The organism is Ideonella benzenivorans (assembly GCF_020387415.1).
Lineage (GTDB): Bacteria > Pseudomonadota > Gammaproteobacteria > Burkholderiales > Burkholderiaceae_C > Ideonella > Ideonella benzenivorans.
Window position 1 is genome coordinate 674,842 of record NZ_JAGWCB010000012.1, and the last position, 14,244, is coordinate 689,085.

Here is a 14,244-nt window from a genome sequence, read left to right on the forward strand (position 1 = left end):
CCGCCAGAACCACCGAAAGAGACGCACCTCGCCATGAACACCAAGCCCACCCAGAGAGTCCTGATCGCCTCGCCCGTGCGGCAGAAGCCCGCCATCCTGAAAGAGTTCCTGGCCGGGCTGACTCGGCTGGCGCTGGACGGCATCGACTGTGAATTCCTCTTTGCCGACGACAACGACGATCCCGAGTCCAGCGCCGCGCTGAATGAGTTCATGCTGGGCCGGCCAGGCTACTGCGTCAGGCTTGAACGGGAAGAGGAGTCCTATCTCTGCGACGCCGAGACGCACCGCTGGAAGGAGTCGCTGATTCAGCGCGTGGCCGCGGTCAAGACCTTCATGCTCCAGCACACCGTGGAGCAAGGCTTCGACCACATCTTTCTGGTGGATTCCGACATCGTCCTGCACCCGGCCACCCTCCAGCATCTGCTGGCCCAGGACAAGGCGGTGATCAGCGAGGTCTTCTGGACGCAATGGACACCCCAGGACCCCTACCTGCCCCAGACCTGGCTGCTGGACCACTACGCCTTCTACGACCGCTCCTTCGCCAGCGCCCCCGCCGAACAGAAGGAAGCGGCTTCACGCGAGTTCATGCAGTGGATGCGCAGTGGCGACACCCACCGCGTGGGGGGCCTGGGCGCCTGCACCCTGATCAGCGCCCAGGCCATCGCCAAGGGCCTGAGCTTCGCGGAAATTGACAACGTCTCTTTCTGGGGGGAGGACCGCGCCTTCTGCATCCGCGCCCGCGCGCTGGGCGTGGAATTGTGGGCGGACACCAAGTACCCGCCTTTGCACCTGTACCGCGAGCACTATGTCGAGCGCGTGCCGGCCTTCATCGAACGCTGCGCCGCGCGATTCGACCGCCAGCCCAAGGTCACGCTCTCGATGGTGGTGCGCAACGAGGCCGACCGGTATCTGAGCATGATGCTCCAGCATGCCCTGCCGATGATCGATGAGGCCGTCATCATCGACGATGGCTCCACCGACGGCACCGTCGCGATGATCCACGACCTGCTGCGCGACAAGAAGCATGTCGTCCACCAGCTGGACCGCTCGCTGTTCAGCAACGAGCACGAGCTGAGGCGGCTGCAGTGGGAAAAGACGGTGGCCTCCAATCCCGACTGGATCCTGAACCTGGACGCTGACGAGATCCTGGAGTCTCACGCCCGGGACGCCATTGCGCCGTATCTGTCGGCGCCCCCCGGGACCCTCCTGGGCTTCCGGCTGTTCGACTTCTGGAGCGACACCCACTACCGGGATGACCCGCAGTGGACGGCCCACCAGCGCTCGTGGCCCTTCATGTTCCGCTACACCCCGGACTACGCGTACACCTGGAACACCAACCGTCTGCACACCGGCCGCTTCCCGATGAACATCGGCGGCATGGGCCAGCAATCCACCCCAATTCGCATCAAGCACCTGGGATGGTCCCGCGCCGCGGACCGCGAGGCCAAGTACCAGCGCTATCTGACCATCGACCCCGAGATGCAGTATTGCGACAAGCGCCAGATGGACAGCATCCTGGATGCGCAACCTCACCTGGTGCCCTGGCTGGACTGACGGCGCGCCAAGCCCCACGGAACGACTGGGACAGGCACTGCGCCTGTCCCGGTCGTGTCATTTCCGGGCCCTGTCCGCCCCCCCGCCACGCCGCGCGTGTAGGAATTTGTCTGACACGCCTGCCGGAAAAACCGGGACTCAAGCTCTGGAAGTGACCCGATGTTGCCGTCCAGTTCGTCTCCTTACAGTTCATTCCAACGCGAAACAAACGCGCAACCCCACACCACCAGGAGCCGCAACATGGAAACGACCCAGATCCTCGCCGAAATCCGCGAAGCCAACCTGTCTTACCTGATGCTGGCGCAAAGCCTGATCCGCGCCGACCGCGAACAAGCCCTGTTCCGCCTGGGCGTCTCCGAAGAGACCGCCAACCTGATCAATGCCCTGACCCCGGCCCAGATGATGAAGATCGCCACCAGCAACACGCTGCTGTGCCGCTTCCGCATGGACGACGACCTGGTCTGGGGCCTGCTGACCAACCACGGCAAGTCCTCCGCCAACGACAGCGTCAGCCGCCTGCACGCCTCCATCCTGATGGCCGGCCGCCACCAGGAAGCCGCCTGATCCCAGGCCGCCCCAGCAGACCCCACAAGACCAGGACGGAGAACACACCATGGCCCGCACCAAGAGCATCCTCACCGAAGCCAGGCAGATCGAACGTGCCGTCACCCTGATCCACCTGGGCGCTCGCCTGCAGGTGCTGGAGTCGGAGACCGATCTGTCGTACGAGCGCCTGCTGCGCCTGTACAAGGAGGTGTCGGGCAAGAGCCCGTCCAAGGGACAGCTGCCGTTCTCCACCGACTGGTTCATGACCTGGCAGCCCAACATCCACGCCAGCCTGTTCCTGAACATCCACGAGTACCTGAACAAGACCTCCGAGATGGAGGACATCGACGCGGTGATCAAGGCCTACCAGCTGTACCTGGAGCAGACCGCGGCCCAGGGCCTGGAGCCCCTGCTGTCGGTGACCCGCGCCTGGCGTCTGGTCAAGTTCGTGGACAACGGCATGCTGACCATGACCAAGTGCACCCACTGCGGCGGCCACTACGTCACCCACCCGCACGAGATCGCCCGCCACTATGTGTGCGGTCTGTGCAACCCGCCGGCGCGCGCCGGCAAGGGCCGCCAGGCCGGCGCCCTGCAGATGCCCAGCGCCGCCGAGCGCGACAGCGGCCTGGTGAGCACTCACTGACATTCATTCTCCGGCCCGGCTCCAGTCCGCCGCATGGCGGACGACATCTGGGTCAAGTGCGTTTTTCATGCAGCTTCCTCCTCCTGGCACAACCCATGGTGTGCCTTCTGGCGGGCCCCACCGGGCCCGCTTTTTTCTTGGGCGGACGGCTGCAGTCCGGCGCCGGCTGTGCGTGAAGCACCCCTTTTTTCCGGCTTTCCAAAGGGCTCAAGCGAGCGATGCTTGCATCCGATATGAAGTGAAAGGAGCGACTGTGCTCCGCCCCTTCTGAGCCTCGGATTCCTCCACCATGTTCATCATCGTCGGCTGGCTCCTCGCACTGGGTTGCGTCTTCGGCGTGTTCATCGCGCACGGCGGCAACATCGAGGTGATCCTGCACGCCCTGCCCTTCGAGATGATCACCATCTTCGGCGCGGCGCTGGGCGCCTTCCTGGCCACCAACCAGATGAAGGTGATCAAGGCCACGATGAAAGGCCTGGGCACCTGTTTCAAGGGCAGCAAGTACAGCAAGACCCGCGCGATGGAGTTGCTGGCCCTGCTCTACGAGATCCTGCAGAAGGCGCGCAAGGAAGGCCTGATGTCCATCGAAAAGGACGTCGAGGATCCGCACAGCTCGCCGCTGTTCCAGAAATTCCCGGTCGTGGGCAATGACCACCATGTCACCGAGTTCATCACCGACTACCTGCGCATGATGGTCTCGGGCAACCTGAACGCCCACGAGATCGAGTCGCTGATGGACAGCGAGCTCGAAACCCACCACCACGAGGCCTATGCCCCCGCCGCCGCCCTGGCCCGCCTGGCCGGCGCGCTGCCCGCCTTCGGGATCGTGGCCGCGGTGCTGGGGGTGGTGAACACCATGGGCTCGGTCGGCCAGCCGCCGGCGGTGCTGGGCGGCATGATCGGCTCGGCCCTGGTCGGGACCTTCCTCGGCATCTTCCTGGCCTACGGCTTTGCCGAGCCGCTGGCCGGCATGCTGGAACAGAAGATCGACGAGGACGGCAAGGAGCTGCAGTGCATCAAGACCACGCTGCTGGCCTCAATGCAGGGCTACGCCCCGCAGACCGCCATTGAATTCGGCCGCAAGGTGCTGTATTCGACCGAGCGCCCCAGCTTTGCCGAGCTGGAAGGCCACGTCAAGAAGAAGTGAGCCCCCGCCGCACGGCAGACGGATCAGTCGAGGAACCAGGCCATGGCCGGTGACGCCAAGAAACTCCAGCCCATCATCGTCAAGCGGATCAAGAAAGGCGGCCACGGCGCCCACGGCGGCGCGTGGAAGATCGCCTACGCCGACTTCGTGACCGCGATGATGGCCTTCTTCCTGCTGATGTGGCTGCTGGGCTCCACCACCGAAGGCGACCGCAAGGGTCTGCAGGACTATTTCAATTCGCCGCTGAAAGTGGCCATGAGCGGCGGCTCCGGCTCGGGCGACTCGTCCTCCGTCATCAAGGGTGGCGGCCAGGACCTGACCCGCACCGCCGGCCAGGTCAAGCGCGGCGAGGTCGAAGCCCCCAAACGCACCTTCAACCTGCAGGCCCTGAAGGCCGAGCAGGCCCGGGCCGAGGCGGCCAAGCTGCAGGAACTGCAGAACACGCTGCAGGACCGGATCGCCGCCAGCGAGAAGTTCAAGGCCCTGAGCTCGCAGCTCAAGCTGGACATGACCCGCGACGGCCTGCGCATCCAGATCGTGGACGCCCAGAACCGGCCGATGTTCGATTCCGGCAGCGCGGTGGTCAAACCCTACATGCGCGACCTGCTGCGCTCGATCGGCGAGGTGCTCTCCGGCGTGCCCAACATGCTGACGCTGGAAGGCCACACCGATGCCACCCCCTTCTCCGGCGGCGGCCTGGGCTACAGCAACTGGGAGCTTTCGGCCGACCGGGCCAATGCCTCCCGGCGCGAGCTGATCGCCGGCGGCCTGGGGGAGAACCGCATTCTGCGGGTGCAGGGGCTGGCGTCGAGCCAGCTCTTCAACCCCAAGGACCCGCACGACCCAGCCAACCGGCGCATCTCGATCATCGTGATGAACCGCGAGGCCGAGGGCCGGGTCTTCAAGACCGCCCCCGAGCCCGTGCCGGCCACCGATTCCAGCCCCGAGGGCAAGCCGCCCTCAACTCCGTCGTCCACCGACCGATAAGCTCTCAAGACCGTAAGAGGACTGACATGAGCAACCCCACCGATCTCAAATTTCTTGTCGTTGACGACTTCTCGACCATGCGGCGGATCGTCCGCGGGCTGCTCAAGGAAATGGGCTGCAACAACGTCGAAGAAGCCGAAGACGGCCAGGTGGCCCTGAGCATGCTCAAGGGCGCCAAGTTCGACTTCGTGGTCAGCGACATCAACATGCCGAACATGAATGGCTTTGACCTGCTCAAGGCCATCAAGGCCGACGACAGCCTCAAGCACCTGCCGGTGCTGATGGTCACCGCCGAAGCCCGCAAGGAAGACATCGTGCTGGCCGCCCAGAGCGGTGCCGCCGGCTACATCGTCAAGCCCTTCACCAAGGCCACGCTGGAGGAGAAGGTCCAGAAGATCATGCAGAAGCTCACGGCCACTGCCTGATCCCGCCTTCCCCGCAACAGCAGAGAGATCCAGTCATGAAAATGGAAGATCTGGCGGGCCTGACACCCACCGAACCCCTGATGGTTTCCCCCGAGGTGTTCCAGCAGCTCGGCAGCATCACCCGCCTGTTGCACGACACCATGCAGCAGCTGGGCGTGATGCCCAAGCTCCAGAACGCCGCCGACGGCCTGCCCGATGCGCGCAGCCGTCTGACCTACATCGCCAACAAGACCGCCGACGCCGCCAACAAGGTGCTCAACTCGGTGGACCAGGCCAAGGGCGAGCACGCCCACATCAGCGCCGCCACCCAGGCGCTGGCCAATGCGCTGGTGGCCGACCCGGTGCGGGCCGTCGCCAGTGGCGCCGTGATGAACTTCGTCAAGGACGTCGAGGCCAGCACCACCCGCATTGACGACCACCTCACCGACATCATGCTGGCCCAGGACTTCCATGACCTGACCGGCCAGGTGGTGGCCAAGGTGGTGACCCTGGCCAACGACCTGGAGGACAGCCTGGTCAAGCTGCTGGTGCAGGTGGTGCCACCCGAGCAGCGGGAAAAGGTCGACCCCAGCGTGCTGCAAGGCCCGGTGGTGGCCCCGGAAGGCCGCGCCGATGTGGTCAAGAACCAGAGCGAGGTCGACGACCTGTTGGCCAGCCTGGGCTTCTGACGCCCCGCGGGGCGGCCTGCGCCGCCCTTGTTGTCTCCCTCTTGACGCGCCCAGCGGCGCCTGAACGATGAGCACTGACACCACCGTTCTCACCGCTCCTGTCGAGTCCCCGGTCGGCACCGACCTCGGCTGGATGACCCCCGATCGGGCACCCCAGCCCGCCGAGGCCCTGGACCGCATCCGCCAGCTCTGCGAGCTGGGGGGCGATGACCTGTACCGCACCATGCTGATGGTGCTGGCCTCCCACCAGGCGGTGCCCCGCGAGATCCTGGCCGCCGCGGTCAAGCAGTTCCGCCGCGACACCGACAGCCTGACCCGCGAAGACGTGACCGGCCTGTTCAACGCCCTCTGGACCGGCGGCCACCAAGGCTTCCATTCGGTGCTGCGCACCCGCAAGGGCGGCGAGCGCAAGCCCGCCAACCTGGGCTGGCTCAAGACGGACGATTGAGGCCCGAACGCCTGTCTGCTCCCAGGCTCCGGCTTGCCCGGGCCAGCAGACAATCGAGCCCATGGTCTGGCCCCTTCCCGCCCTGCTGACCTGGCTGGCCGCCTGGGTCGTGCTGCTGCTGTTGCGCAGTACCGAACTGCCGCTGCCCTGGGCCTTCATGCTCGTCACGCTGGCCACCGCCTGGCCGGCCTGGCGCCTGTCGCACCGCTGGCGCCGACTGATCGTGCTGGCCGGTTTCCCGCTGTCCTTCCTGGCCCTGCAGCAGAACGCCCTGCCCGCCTGGGCCTGGCTGGCCCCGCTGGCGGCGCTGCTGCTGCTCTACCCACTGCGCAGCTGGCGCGATGCGCCGCTGTTCCCCACCCCGTCCGCCGCGCTGGATGGCCTGGCCGATGCGGCGCCCCTGCCTGCGGGCGCGCGGGTGCTGGAAGCCGGTTGCGGCCTGGGCCACGGCCTGCGCGCGCTGCGCCAGGCCTATCCGGCCGCCCGCCTCACCGGCCTGGAGTGGAGCGCCCCGCTGGCCGCCCTGTGCCGCCTGCGCTGCCCCTTCGCCCGGGTGCGCCGCGGCGACATCTGGGCCGAGGATTGGTCAGCCTACGAGATGGTCTATCTGTTCCAGCGCCCGGAGAGCATGCCGCGCGCCGTCGCGAAGGCCCGCCAGGAGCTGGCGCCCGGGGCCTGGCTGGTCAGCCTGGAATTCGAAGCCTTGGAACTGCGCCCGCAGGCCCGCCTGGAGACCGTGGCCGGCAAGCCGGTGTGGCTCTACCAGGCGCCGTTCACGCCCTGCTGAAGCTTCGGTGACTCACTCGCCCACCAGGCCGTTGCGGATTGCGTAGACGGTGAGTTCGGAGTTGTTGGCCAGGCCCAGCTTTTCCAGCACCCGGGCCCGGTAGACGCTGACCGTCTTGGGCGACAGAGTCAGCTCGGTGGCGATGTCCGACAGCCGCTTGCCGCTGGCGATCATCACCAGGGTCTGCAGCTCGCGGTCGGAGAGTTTCTCGTGCGGCGCCTCGCTCTCCTGGTCCTTGCCGATGTTCTCGGCCAGCAGCTGGGCGATCTCCGGGGTGATGTACTTGCGGCCCTGGGCCACGGTGCGCACGGCCTGCAGCAGCACCGCCGGGTCGCCCCCCTTGTTCACATAGCCATGCGCGCCGGCCTTCAGCGCGCGCAGCGCGTACTGGTCCTCCGGGTACATGCTGACCACCAGCACCTTGACCGGGTTGCCCTCGTCCTTGAGCACATGCAGCACATCCAGGCCGCTGCGGCCGGGCATGTTGATGTCCAGCACCAGCACCTCGCAGCTGTTCTGGCGCATCAGGGTGCGCAGCTCGCCATATTCGCCCGCCTCGCCGACGACCTCGATGTCGGTGGCATCGGCCAGCGTATCGCGAATGCCACGCCGGATCAGGGCGTGGTCGTCGCAGATGATCACACGGGTCATGGTTCTCCCCAGGCGGACGGATCGTGGGACGTCTCGCCCAACGGGCCAGATTCCATCCCGTCGTCATCGTCTGCCGTACCGCCTTCTTCCAAGGGAATCGAGAGTATCAGCGTCGTGCCCGCGGGGCCACTGGAAAGATCGACCCAGCCCCCGACGGTGGAGGCCCGCTCGTGCAGGCCGCGGATGCCGAAGCTGCGGGCCTTGGCCAGATCCGCCGAGGTCAGGCCGCGGCCGTTGTCGCTCACCTCCAGCGACAGCACGCCCGCCGCCAGCGACAGGTCGATGCTGACCCGCGTGGCCTGGGCGTGCTTGTTGATGTTGGTCATCGCCTCCTGGGCCGCCCGGTAGGCCACCAGCGGCACGCCGGCCGGCAGCGTGGCCTGGTTGTCCAGGTTGGTGCGGAACACGCAGGCAATGCCGGTGCGCCGCTCGAAGCGGCTGGCCATCCACTGCAGGGCCGCCACCAGCCCCTGCTCCAAGATGGCCGGGCGCAGGTTGTGCATGATGCGCTGGCTGGCTTCCAGCGCGTGGGTGACCGTCTCCATCGCGCTGTCGATGCGTTGGCGCAGCTCCGGGCTGATGCCGGACTGGCGGGCCATCCAGGCCAGGTCGAACTTGACCGCGCTGAGGGAGCCCCCCACATCGTCATGGATTTCCCGCGCGATCGCGGCCCGCTCCATCTCGATGCTGGTCTGCAGGTGCTGGGCCAGCTCCGAGACCCGCTGGCGCGAACGGGCCAGCTCGCGGTCGGCCCGCTGGCGGGCGCGCAGGCTGTCATAGGCCGCCATCGCATGCTCGGCGGCCGGGGCCAGCCGGGTCATGTTGCCCTTGAGCAGATAGTCGCTGGCACCGTCGCGCATGGCCTGCACCGCCACGTCCTCGCCGATCTCGCCCGACACCAGGATGAAGGGCACCAACACCCCTTGTTCGCGCACGATCTCCAGCGCCCGCAGGCCGGAGAACCCCGGCACGTTGAAGTCCGACAGGATCAGATCCCAGGGCTGCGTCAGCGCGTCGCGGAATTCCCGCTCGGTGTCGACGCGCACCGAATCCACCACCAGGCCACCGCGCTGCAAATAGGCCAGCGCCAGCTCGTGGTCGAGCTCGGAGTCCTCCAGATGGAGCACCCGCAGCACACGGCGTGGTTCGGCATGAGGGGTCATGGCGCGAAGTATCGCCCAGGGTCAGGGCCGCTTGTGAAGCTCAAGGATCGGAAATACGCCCGGAAAGTTGGGGTGATTCGTTCAATAAATGCCCGGTTCGTGCCGAAAAATGGTCTGCAACTCCCCGGCAGGTCCGCGGAGGTGGCCTGTTTGCGGGCTGCCCCTTGCCGTTGGGAGGCACGAACCGAGTGTCTTGGAGCCACGATGCCAACGACAGAATCCCACGTTGCCGCCACCGCGGGAACGCCGCTGCCTCTGATGGCCGCGGCAGACTTGCAGGATCACCTGATGGTGGCCAGCAACGATTTGGAGCGCCTGCAGCGCCTGCTGGACGATGCCAGCCAGACGCTGTCTTCCCATTTCTATGGGGCCAGCAGCCAGCTCAACGAGACCTTGCGGACCCTGGCCGTCCTGCCCGACATCGACCATGGCGCCCTGCACAGCGCCATGCAAAGCCTGGCCGAAGCGATCACCGCGCTCCAGTTTCACGACATGGCCACCCAGCTGATCTGCCACACGCAAAAGCGCCTGCGCAGCTGCGTGGACCGCATCGCCCGCGATGCGATGGGCGATGACGACGATGGGGCCGCCATCGTCGAGGACAGTCCCGTCCGACCCAATCCCGTGACCCAGGATGAGATGGACGCTGGCTCCATCGAACTCTTCTGACATTCGCCACGCGCCCCACCTCATTCCAGAAAAGCCCGGAGAACTGCAATGCACTCGATCCTCGCCGTTGACGATTCCCCCTCGATGCGCCAGATGGTGGCCTTCACCCTGAAAAACGCCGGCTTCAACGTCGTCGAGGCGGTGGATGGCCAGGACGCCTGGGAAAAGGCCAACCAGCGCGACTTCAACCTGGTGCTGACCGACCAGAACATGCCGCGCATGGACGGCATCAGCCTGACCAAGAAGCTGCGCGAGAACCCGAAGTTCAAGGCCACGCCGATCCTGATCCTGACCACCGAGTCCAGCGACCAGATGAAGCAGGCGGGCCGGGCCGCCGGCGCCACCGGCTGGCTGGTCAAGCCCTTTGACCCGGCCAAGCTGATCGAGGTGATCGGCAAGGTGATCCGCTGAGCCCCGCACGCTCTCACCGGCCAAGCAGTACGACACGAACGAGGAACTTGCACCCATGGGCGACACCACACACGACCACGGCACCAGCGACGGCATCGACCTGACCCAGTTCTACCAGGTCTTCTTCGAGGAGGCCGGCGAGAACCTGGAGGCCATGGAGCAGAAGCTGCTGGAACTGGACCTGAGCACCGCCGACGACGAGGAGCTCAACGCCATCTTCCGCTGCGCACACTCGGTCAAGGGCGGCGCCGCCACCTTTGGCTTCACCGACGTGGCCGAACTGACCCACCAGATGGAGACGCTGCTGGACAAGCTGCGCCGCCACGAACTGCAACCCACCCCGCCGATGGTGGACGTGCTGCTGGAAGCCGGTGATGCGCTGAAGGCCCTGCTGGCCCGCCACCAGGGCTCGGGCGCCGACGCGCCCGACACCTCCACCCTGGTGGCCCACATCCGCGCCATGGCCGAAGGTGCCCAGGTGCCGCCCCCGGCCGACGCGCCCGCCGCAGCCGCGCCCGCCCCCGTGGCTGCCGCCCCGGCCGCGGAGGCCCCGGTGCCCAATGGCGCCCGCGCGGTGGAGCTGCGCGTGGGCCCGCTGGACCACCCGGAACAGGCCGACAACCTGTTCGAGCTGTTCAAGGAAATCACCAACCTCGGCACGATCGAGCCGCTGGACGCCGGCCATGCCGCCGATGGCATCCGCCGCTACCGCATCGTGACCACGACCAGCGACGGCGACCTGCTGGACCTGTTCACCTTCCACGTCGCCCGCGAGTCGATGCAGCTGCTGCCGATGGGCCCGGGCTACGGCTTCCACGAGGGTGCCCCCGGCGCTCCGGCCAAGCCCAGTGCCGAAGAGGAACGGGGCTACGGCTTCTTCGACAACGCGCCGGGCTCGCCAGGGTCCGATGCTGGCACCGCCGCCGCCCCGGCCGCTGCCGCACCGGCCGCCGCCACGCCGGCCCCGGCCGCAGCGGCCCCGGTGGCCCCCAAGCCCGCCCCCCACAAGCCCGAGGCCAAGGGCGGCATGGACTCCTCCACCCTGCGCGTCTCGGTCGAGAAGGTCGACCAGCTGATCAACCTGGTCGGTGAGCTCGTCATCACCCAGGCCATGCTGGCCCAGAACAGCCGCAATGTGGACGCGGCGCTGAACCAGCAGCTGCTGTCGGGCCTGGCCGATCTGGAACGCAACACCCGCGACCTGCAGGAAGCGGTGATGTCGATCCGGATGATTCCGATGTCGATGGTGTTCAACCGCTTCCCCCGCATGCTGCGCGACCTGGCCGGCAAGCTGGGCAAGAAGGTCGACCTGGTCACCCAGGGCGAGGCCACCGAACTGGACAAGGGCCTGGTCGAGAAGATCACCGACCCGCTGACCCACCTGGTGCGCAACAGCTGCGACCACGGCATCGAACTGCCGGCCGACCGGCTGGCCAAGGGCAAGCCCGAGCATGGCACCGTCACGCTGGTGGCCTCCCACCAGGGTGGCTCGATCGTGATCGAGGTGCGCGACGACGGCCGCGGCCTGAACCGCCAGAAGCTGCTGCAGAAGGCCCGCGAGCGCGGCCTGGATGCCCCCGACACCCTGACCGATCAGGAGGTCTACGGCCTCATCTTCGCGCCGGGCTTCTCCACCGCCGAGGTGGTGACCGACGTGTCCGGCCGCGGCGTGGGCATGGACGTGGTCAAGAAGAACATCACCGCGCTGGGTGGCACGGTGGAGATCGACTCCGCCGAAGGCTATGGCATGAGCGTCAAGGTGCGCCTGCCGCTGACCCTGGCCATCATGGACGGCATGAGCATCGGGGTGGGCGACGAGTGCTACATCCTGCCGCTGTCCTCGGTGGTCGAGTCCTTCCAGATCTCGCAGAACATGATCAAGACCATCGGCAACTCCGGCCGCGTGGTCGAGGTGCGCGACGAGTTCATGCCGGTGATCGACCTGGAGAAGGTCTTCGAGGTGCCCCGCTTCGACTTCGAGAAGTCCTCCAACATCATGGTGGTGGTGGAAGCCGAAGGTGGCCGGGTGGCGTTGCTGGTGGACGAGTTGCTCGGCCAGCAGCAGGTGGTGGTGAAGAACCTGGAGGCGAACTACCGCAAGGTGCCCGACGTCTCCGGCGCCACCATCATGGGCGATGGCCGCGTGGCCCTGATTCTGGACATCGGCTCGCTGGTGCGCCGCTCGCGCCACTGAACTCTTCCGGACGGGGCCGGCCCAGGTGGTGCCGGCCCTCGCCTTGTGCAATCTAGCGAAAGACCCCCCTCACCATGATGCATTGGATGCGAAGTTTCACCATCCGACTCCGGATGCAGGGTGCCATTGCCGCGGTGCTTGGCCTGTTTGCCCTCGTCGGGCTGGCAACGTTCTGGGGCGGCAGCCGCCTGTCGGCCGTCAACGAGCAGTTGATGCAGCACTCCGTCAAGGAACTGCACAACGTCGGCGAGATCCGCACGGCCCTCGGCCAGGTCCGCCACTTCGAGAAGAGCATCGTCATCGACCATGCGGCCGCGGACACCGTGACCGCCCACCGCCAGCACTGGAGCGAGGCGACGCGCCAGCTCCAGCAACAGTTCAAGGCCCTGCTGGAGGGTGACGACGACGCCAACAACGCCGTCGCCCGCGACGCGCTGCAGAAGGTCGACGCCTATCTGGCCGCCGCCGATGGCGTGCTCGCCAGCGCCAGTGGCAGCGCCGAAGACAGCACCGCGCTGGACCAGAAGCTCCAGCCCGCGCGTGAACAGCTCCAGGCCGCGGAGGACGGTGTCAACCGGATCCAGACGCTGGTTGACCAGGACATCGCCGCCGCCCAGGAACGCTTTGCCACCGAGATGACCCGGCTGGGCTGGATCTTCGGCGCCGCAATGCTGGCCGTGCTGCTGGTCGTGCTGCCGATGACGCTGCTGAACTCGGCCTCGATCACGCTGCCGGTGCACCATGCCCGCGACATCGCGCTGGCCATTGCCCAGGGCGACCTGACGCGCGACATCCACGCCACCGGCCGGGACGAGACGGCCGAATTGCTGCAGGCCCTGGACCACATGCAGAAATCACTGCGCCAGCTGGTGGGCGAGGTGCGTGACAGTTCGCAGCGCATCCACATGGCCTCGCAGGAAGTGGCCTCGGGCAATGCCGACCTGAGCAGCCGCACCGAGCAGACCGCCAGCAACCTGGAAGAGACGGCCAGCGCGATGGAGGAACTGACCGCCACCGTGCGTGACAGCGCCACCTCCGCCGGCCACGCCAGCGAACTGGCCGACTCGGCCGCCCAGGTGGCCCGCCGCGGCGGTGACGCGGTGGCCCAGGTGGTCGACACCATGGACGAGATCAACCGCTCCAGCCACAAGATCGCCGACATCATCGGCGTGATCGATGGCATCGCCTTCCAGACCAACATCCTGGCCCTGAACGCGGCGGTGGAAGCCGCCCGCGCCGGGGAACAGGGTCGTGGCTTCGCGGTGGTGGCCAGCGAGGTGCGCAGCCTGGCCGGCCGTTCCGCCGAAGCCGCCCGCGAGATCAAGACCCTGATCAGCGCCTCGGTCGAGAAGGTCGAGAACGGCGCCCGCCAGGTGCAGGACGCCGGCGCCACGATGAACGAGATCGTCAGCTCGGTACAGCGGGTCAACGACATCATCCAGGAGATCAGCACCGCCGCCAGCGAACAGAGCAAGGGCATCGACCAGGTCAACGTCGCCGTCGTGCAGCTCGACCAGATGACCCAGCAGAACGCGGCCCTGGTCGAACAGTCCACCGCCTCGGCGGAAAGCCTGAAGGACCAGGCCGGCCGCCTCAACGAGGTGGTGGCCCGCTTCCACCTGGGTGGCGCGACCGCCACGACGGCCCGCAGCGCGGCACCCGCCGTGGCCGCACCCGCCCCCACACCGGCCCCGACCCTGGCCACGGTCCCAGCACGGCCCGCACCCGCCGCCCAGCCAGCCATTCCGGTCGCCAAGGCGCCTGCGGCCCCGGCCCCGGCCCCCAAGGCGGCCACCGTCGCCACTGCCTCTGACGACGACTGGGAAACCTTCTGATCCTGTCTTCCCCGCGCCGGCCACCCACAGGTGGCCGGTGTGCTTTTCGGCGCGCGCACGGGCACCTCAAGTCCCCCCGAATGCCGCCGATGAACGGTGATAACCCTTACCAA

At 67.1% G+C, this 14,244-nt stretch carries 15 protein-coding genes; 13 read left to right on the plus strand and 2 right to left on the minus strand.

Features of this window, described 5'->3' with window-relative positions:
- The first annotated feature begins 33 nt into the window (after positions 1-33).
- The 9 genes from KGA65_RS15885 (at position 34) to KGA65_RS15925 (ending at position 7,208) form a co-directional block, all read left to right on the plus strand.
- Positions 34-1,554: a glycosyltransferase gene (locus tag KGA65_RS15885; RefSeq protein WP_225864080.1), complete on the plus strand. Its 1,521-nt coding sequence runs from the start codon at positions 34-36 to the stop codon at positions 1,552-1,554.
- Positions 1,555-1,794: 240 nt separating this feature from the next.
- Positions 1,795-2,118, plus strand: coding sequence for a flagellar transcriptional regulator FlhD (flhD, locus tag KGA65_RS15890; RefSeq protein WP_151125245.1), 324 nt, complete (start codon positions 1,795-1,797; stop codon positions 2,116-2,118).
- A gap of 49 nt (positions 2,119-2,167) precedes the next feature.
- Complete coding sequence (gene flhC / locus KGA65_RS15895; RefSeq protein ID WP_225864081.1) at positions 2,168-2,746, plus strand: flagellar transcriptional regulator FlhC; 579 nt, start codon at positions 2,168-2,170, stop codon at positions 2,744-2,746.
- Positions 2,747-3,035: 289 nt separating this feature from the next.
- Positions 3,036-3,893: a flagellar motor stator protein MotA gene (motA, locus tag KGA65_RS15900; protein ID WP_225864082.1), complete on the plus strand. Its 858-nt coding sequence runs from the start codon at positions 3,036-3,038 to the stop codon at positions 3,891-3,893.
- A gap of 42 nt (positions 3,894-3,935) precedes the next feature.
- Entirely contained in the window at positions 3,936-4,880 is a 945-nt protein-coding gene (motB, locus tag KGA65_RS15905) for a flagellar motor protein MotB (protein WP_225864083.1), read from the plus strand.
- A 26-nt stretch (positions 4,881-4,906) separates the two neighbouring features.
- Positions 4,907-5,305 carry a chemotaxis response regulator CheY gene (cheY, locus tag KGA65_RS15910; protein WP_225864084.1) on the plus strand — a complete coding sequence of 133 codons (399 nt, stop codon included), beginning with the start codon at positions 4,907-4,909 and terminating at the stop codon, positions 5,303-5,305.
- Positions 5,306-5,340: 35 nt separating this feature from the next.
- Positions 5,341-5,973, plus strand: a complete 633-nt coding sequence (locus KGA65_RS15915) for a protein phosphatase CheZ (RefSeq protein WP_225864085.1) — start codon at positions 5,341-5,343, stop codon at positions 5,971-5,973.
- 67 nt (positions 5,974-6,040) lie between these two features.
- Positions 6,041-6,421 (plus strand): hypothetical protein, encoded by a 381-nt coding sequence (locus tag KGA65_RS15920; RefSeq protein WP_225864086.1) that lies wholly within the window; start codon positions 6,041-6,043, stop codon positions 6,419-6,421.
- 61 nt (positions 6,422-6,482) lie between these two features.
- Positions 6,483-7,208 carry a class I SAM-dependent methyltransferase gene (locus KGA65_RS15925; RefSeq protein WP_225864087.1) on the plus strand — a complete coding sequence of 242 codons (726 nt, stop codon included), beginning with the start codon at positions 6,483-6,485 and terminating at the stop codon, positions 7,206-7,208.
- 12 nt (positions 7,209-7,220) lie between these two features.
- On the opposite strand, the gene KGA65_RS15930 is transcribed toward KGA65_RS15925, so the two are convergent.
- Both KGA65_RS15930 and KGA65_RS15935 read right to left on the minus strand, forming a co-directional pair.
- On the minus strand, positions 7,221-7,859 hold the full coding sequence (locus KGA65_RS15930; protein WP_225864088.1) for a response regulator: 639 nt from the start codon (positions 7,857-7,859) through the stop codon (positions 7,221-7,223).
- Positions 7,856-9,022 (minus strand): ATP-binding response regulator, encoded by a 1,167-nt coding sequence (locus KGA65_RS15935; protein WP_225864089.1) that lies wholly within the window; start codon positions 9,020-9,022, stop codon positions 7,856-7,858. Before KGA65_RS15935 ends, KGA65_RS15930 begins: the two co-directional genes overlap by 4 nt.
- Positions 9,023-9,280: 258 nt before the next feature.
- Here KGA65_RS15935 and KGA65_RS15940 point away from each other — a divergent pair, with 258 nt between their 5' ends.
- The 4 genes from KGA65_RS15940 to KGA65_RS15955 all read left to right on the plus strand — a co-directional run bounded on the left by KGA65_RS15940 (position 9,281) and on the right by KGA65_RS15955 (position 14,131).
- Complete coding sequence (locus KGA65_RS15940) at positions 9,281-9,691, plus strand: hypothetical protein (protein WP_225864090.1); 411 nt, start codon at positions 9,281-9,283, stop codon at positions 9,689-9,691.
- Positions 9,692-9,739: 48 nt separating this feature from the next.
- Positions 9,740-10,102 carry a response regulator gene (locus KGA65_RS15945; protein ID WP_225864091.1) on the plus strand — a complete coding sequence of 121 codons (363 nt, stop codon included), beginning with the start codon at positions 9,740-9,742 and terminating at the stop codon, positions 10,100-10,102.
- A gap of 55 nt (positions 10,103-10,157) precedes the next feature.
- Positions 10,158-12,296: a chemotaxis protein CheA gene (locus KGA65_RS15950; RefSeq protein WP_225864092.1), complete on the plus strand. Its 2,139-nt coding sequence runs from the start codon at positions 10,158-10,160 to the stop codon at positions 12,294-12,296.
- Between the two features lie 86 nt (positions 12,297-12,382).
- Positions 12,383-14,131: a methyl-accepting chemotaxis protein gene (locus tag KGA65_RS15955; RefSeq protein ID WP_225864093.1), complete on the plus strand. Its 1,749-nt coding sequence runs from the start codon at positions 12,383-12,385 to the stop codon at positions 14,129-14,131.
- Positions 14,132-14,244: the final 113 nt, after the last annotated feature.

What these genes read in the sequence shown, in the direction of transcription:
- KGA65_RS15885 (WP_225864080.1), top strand. Translation starts at nt 34, where the DNA reads ATGAACACCAAGCCCACCCAGAGAGTCCTGATCGCCTCGCCCGTGCGG.
- flhD (WP_151125245.1), top strand. Translation starts at nt 1,795, where the DNA reads ATGGAAACGACCCAGATCCTCGCCGAAATCCGCGAAGCCAACCTGTCT.
- flhC (WP_225864081.1), top strand. Translation starts at nt 2,168, where the DNA reads ATGGCCCGCACCAAGAGCATCCTCACCGAAGCCAGGCAGATCGAACGT.
- motA (WP_225864082.1), top strand. Translation starts at nt 3,036, where the DNA reads ATGTTCATCATCGTCGGCTGGCTCCTCGCACTGGGTTGCGTCTTCGGC.
- motB (WP_225864083.1), top strand. Translation starts at nt 3,936, where the DNA reads ATGGCCGGTGACGCCAAGAAACTCCAGCCCATCATCGTCAAGCGGATC.
- cheY (WP_225864084.1), top strand. Translation starts at nt 4,907, where the DNA reads ATGAGCAACCCCACCGATCTCAAATTTCTTGTCGTTGACGACTTCTCG.
- KGA65_RS15915 (WP_225864085.1), top strand. Translation starts at nt 5,341, where the DNA reads ATGAAAATGGAAGATCTGGCGGGCCTGACACCCACCGAACCCCTGATG.
- KGA65_RS15920 (WP_225864086.1), top strand. Translation starts at nt 6,041, where the DNA reads ATGAGCACTGACACCACCGTTCTCACCGCTCCTGTCGAGTCCCCGGTC.
- KGA65_RS15925 (WP_225864087.1), top strand. Translation starts at nt 6,483, where the DNA reads ATGGTCTGGCCCCTTCCCGCCCTGCTGACCTGGCTGGCCGCCTGGGTC.
- KGA65_RS15930 (WP_225864088.1), bottom strand. Translation starts at nt 7,859, where the DNA reads ATGACCCGTGTGATCATCTGCGACGACCACGCCCTGATCCGGCGTGGC.
- KGA65_RS15935 (WP_225864089.1), bottom strand. Translation starts at nt 9,022, where the DNA reads ATGACCCCTCATGCCGAACCACGCCGTGTGCTGCGGGTGCTCCATCTG.
- KGA65_RS15940 (WP_225864090.1), top strand. Translation starts at nt 9,281, where the DNA reads ATGGCCGCGGCAGACTTGCAGGATCACCTGATGGTGGCCAGCAACGAT.
- KGA65_RS15945 (WP_225864091.1), top strand. Translation starts at nt 9,740, where the DNA reads ATGCACTCGATCCTCGCCGTTGACGATTCCCCCTCGATGCGCCAGATG.
- KGA65_RS15950 (WP_225864092.1), top strand. Translation starts at nt 10,158, where the DNA reads ATGGGCGACACCACACACGACCACGGCACCAGCGACGGCATCGACCTG.
- KGA65_RS15955 (WP_225864093.1), top strand. Translation starts at nt 12,383, where the DNA reads ATGCGAAGTTTCACCATCCGACTCCGGATGCAGGGTGCCATTGCCGCG.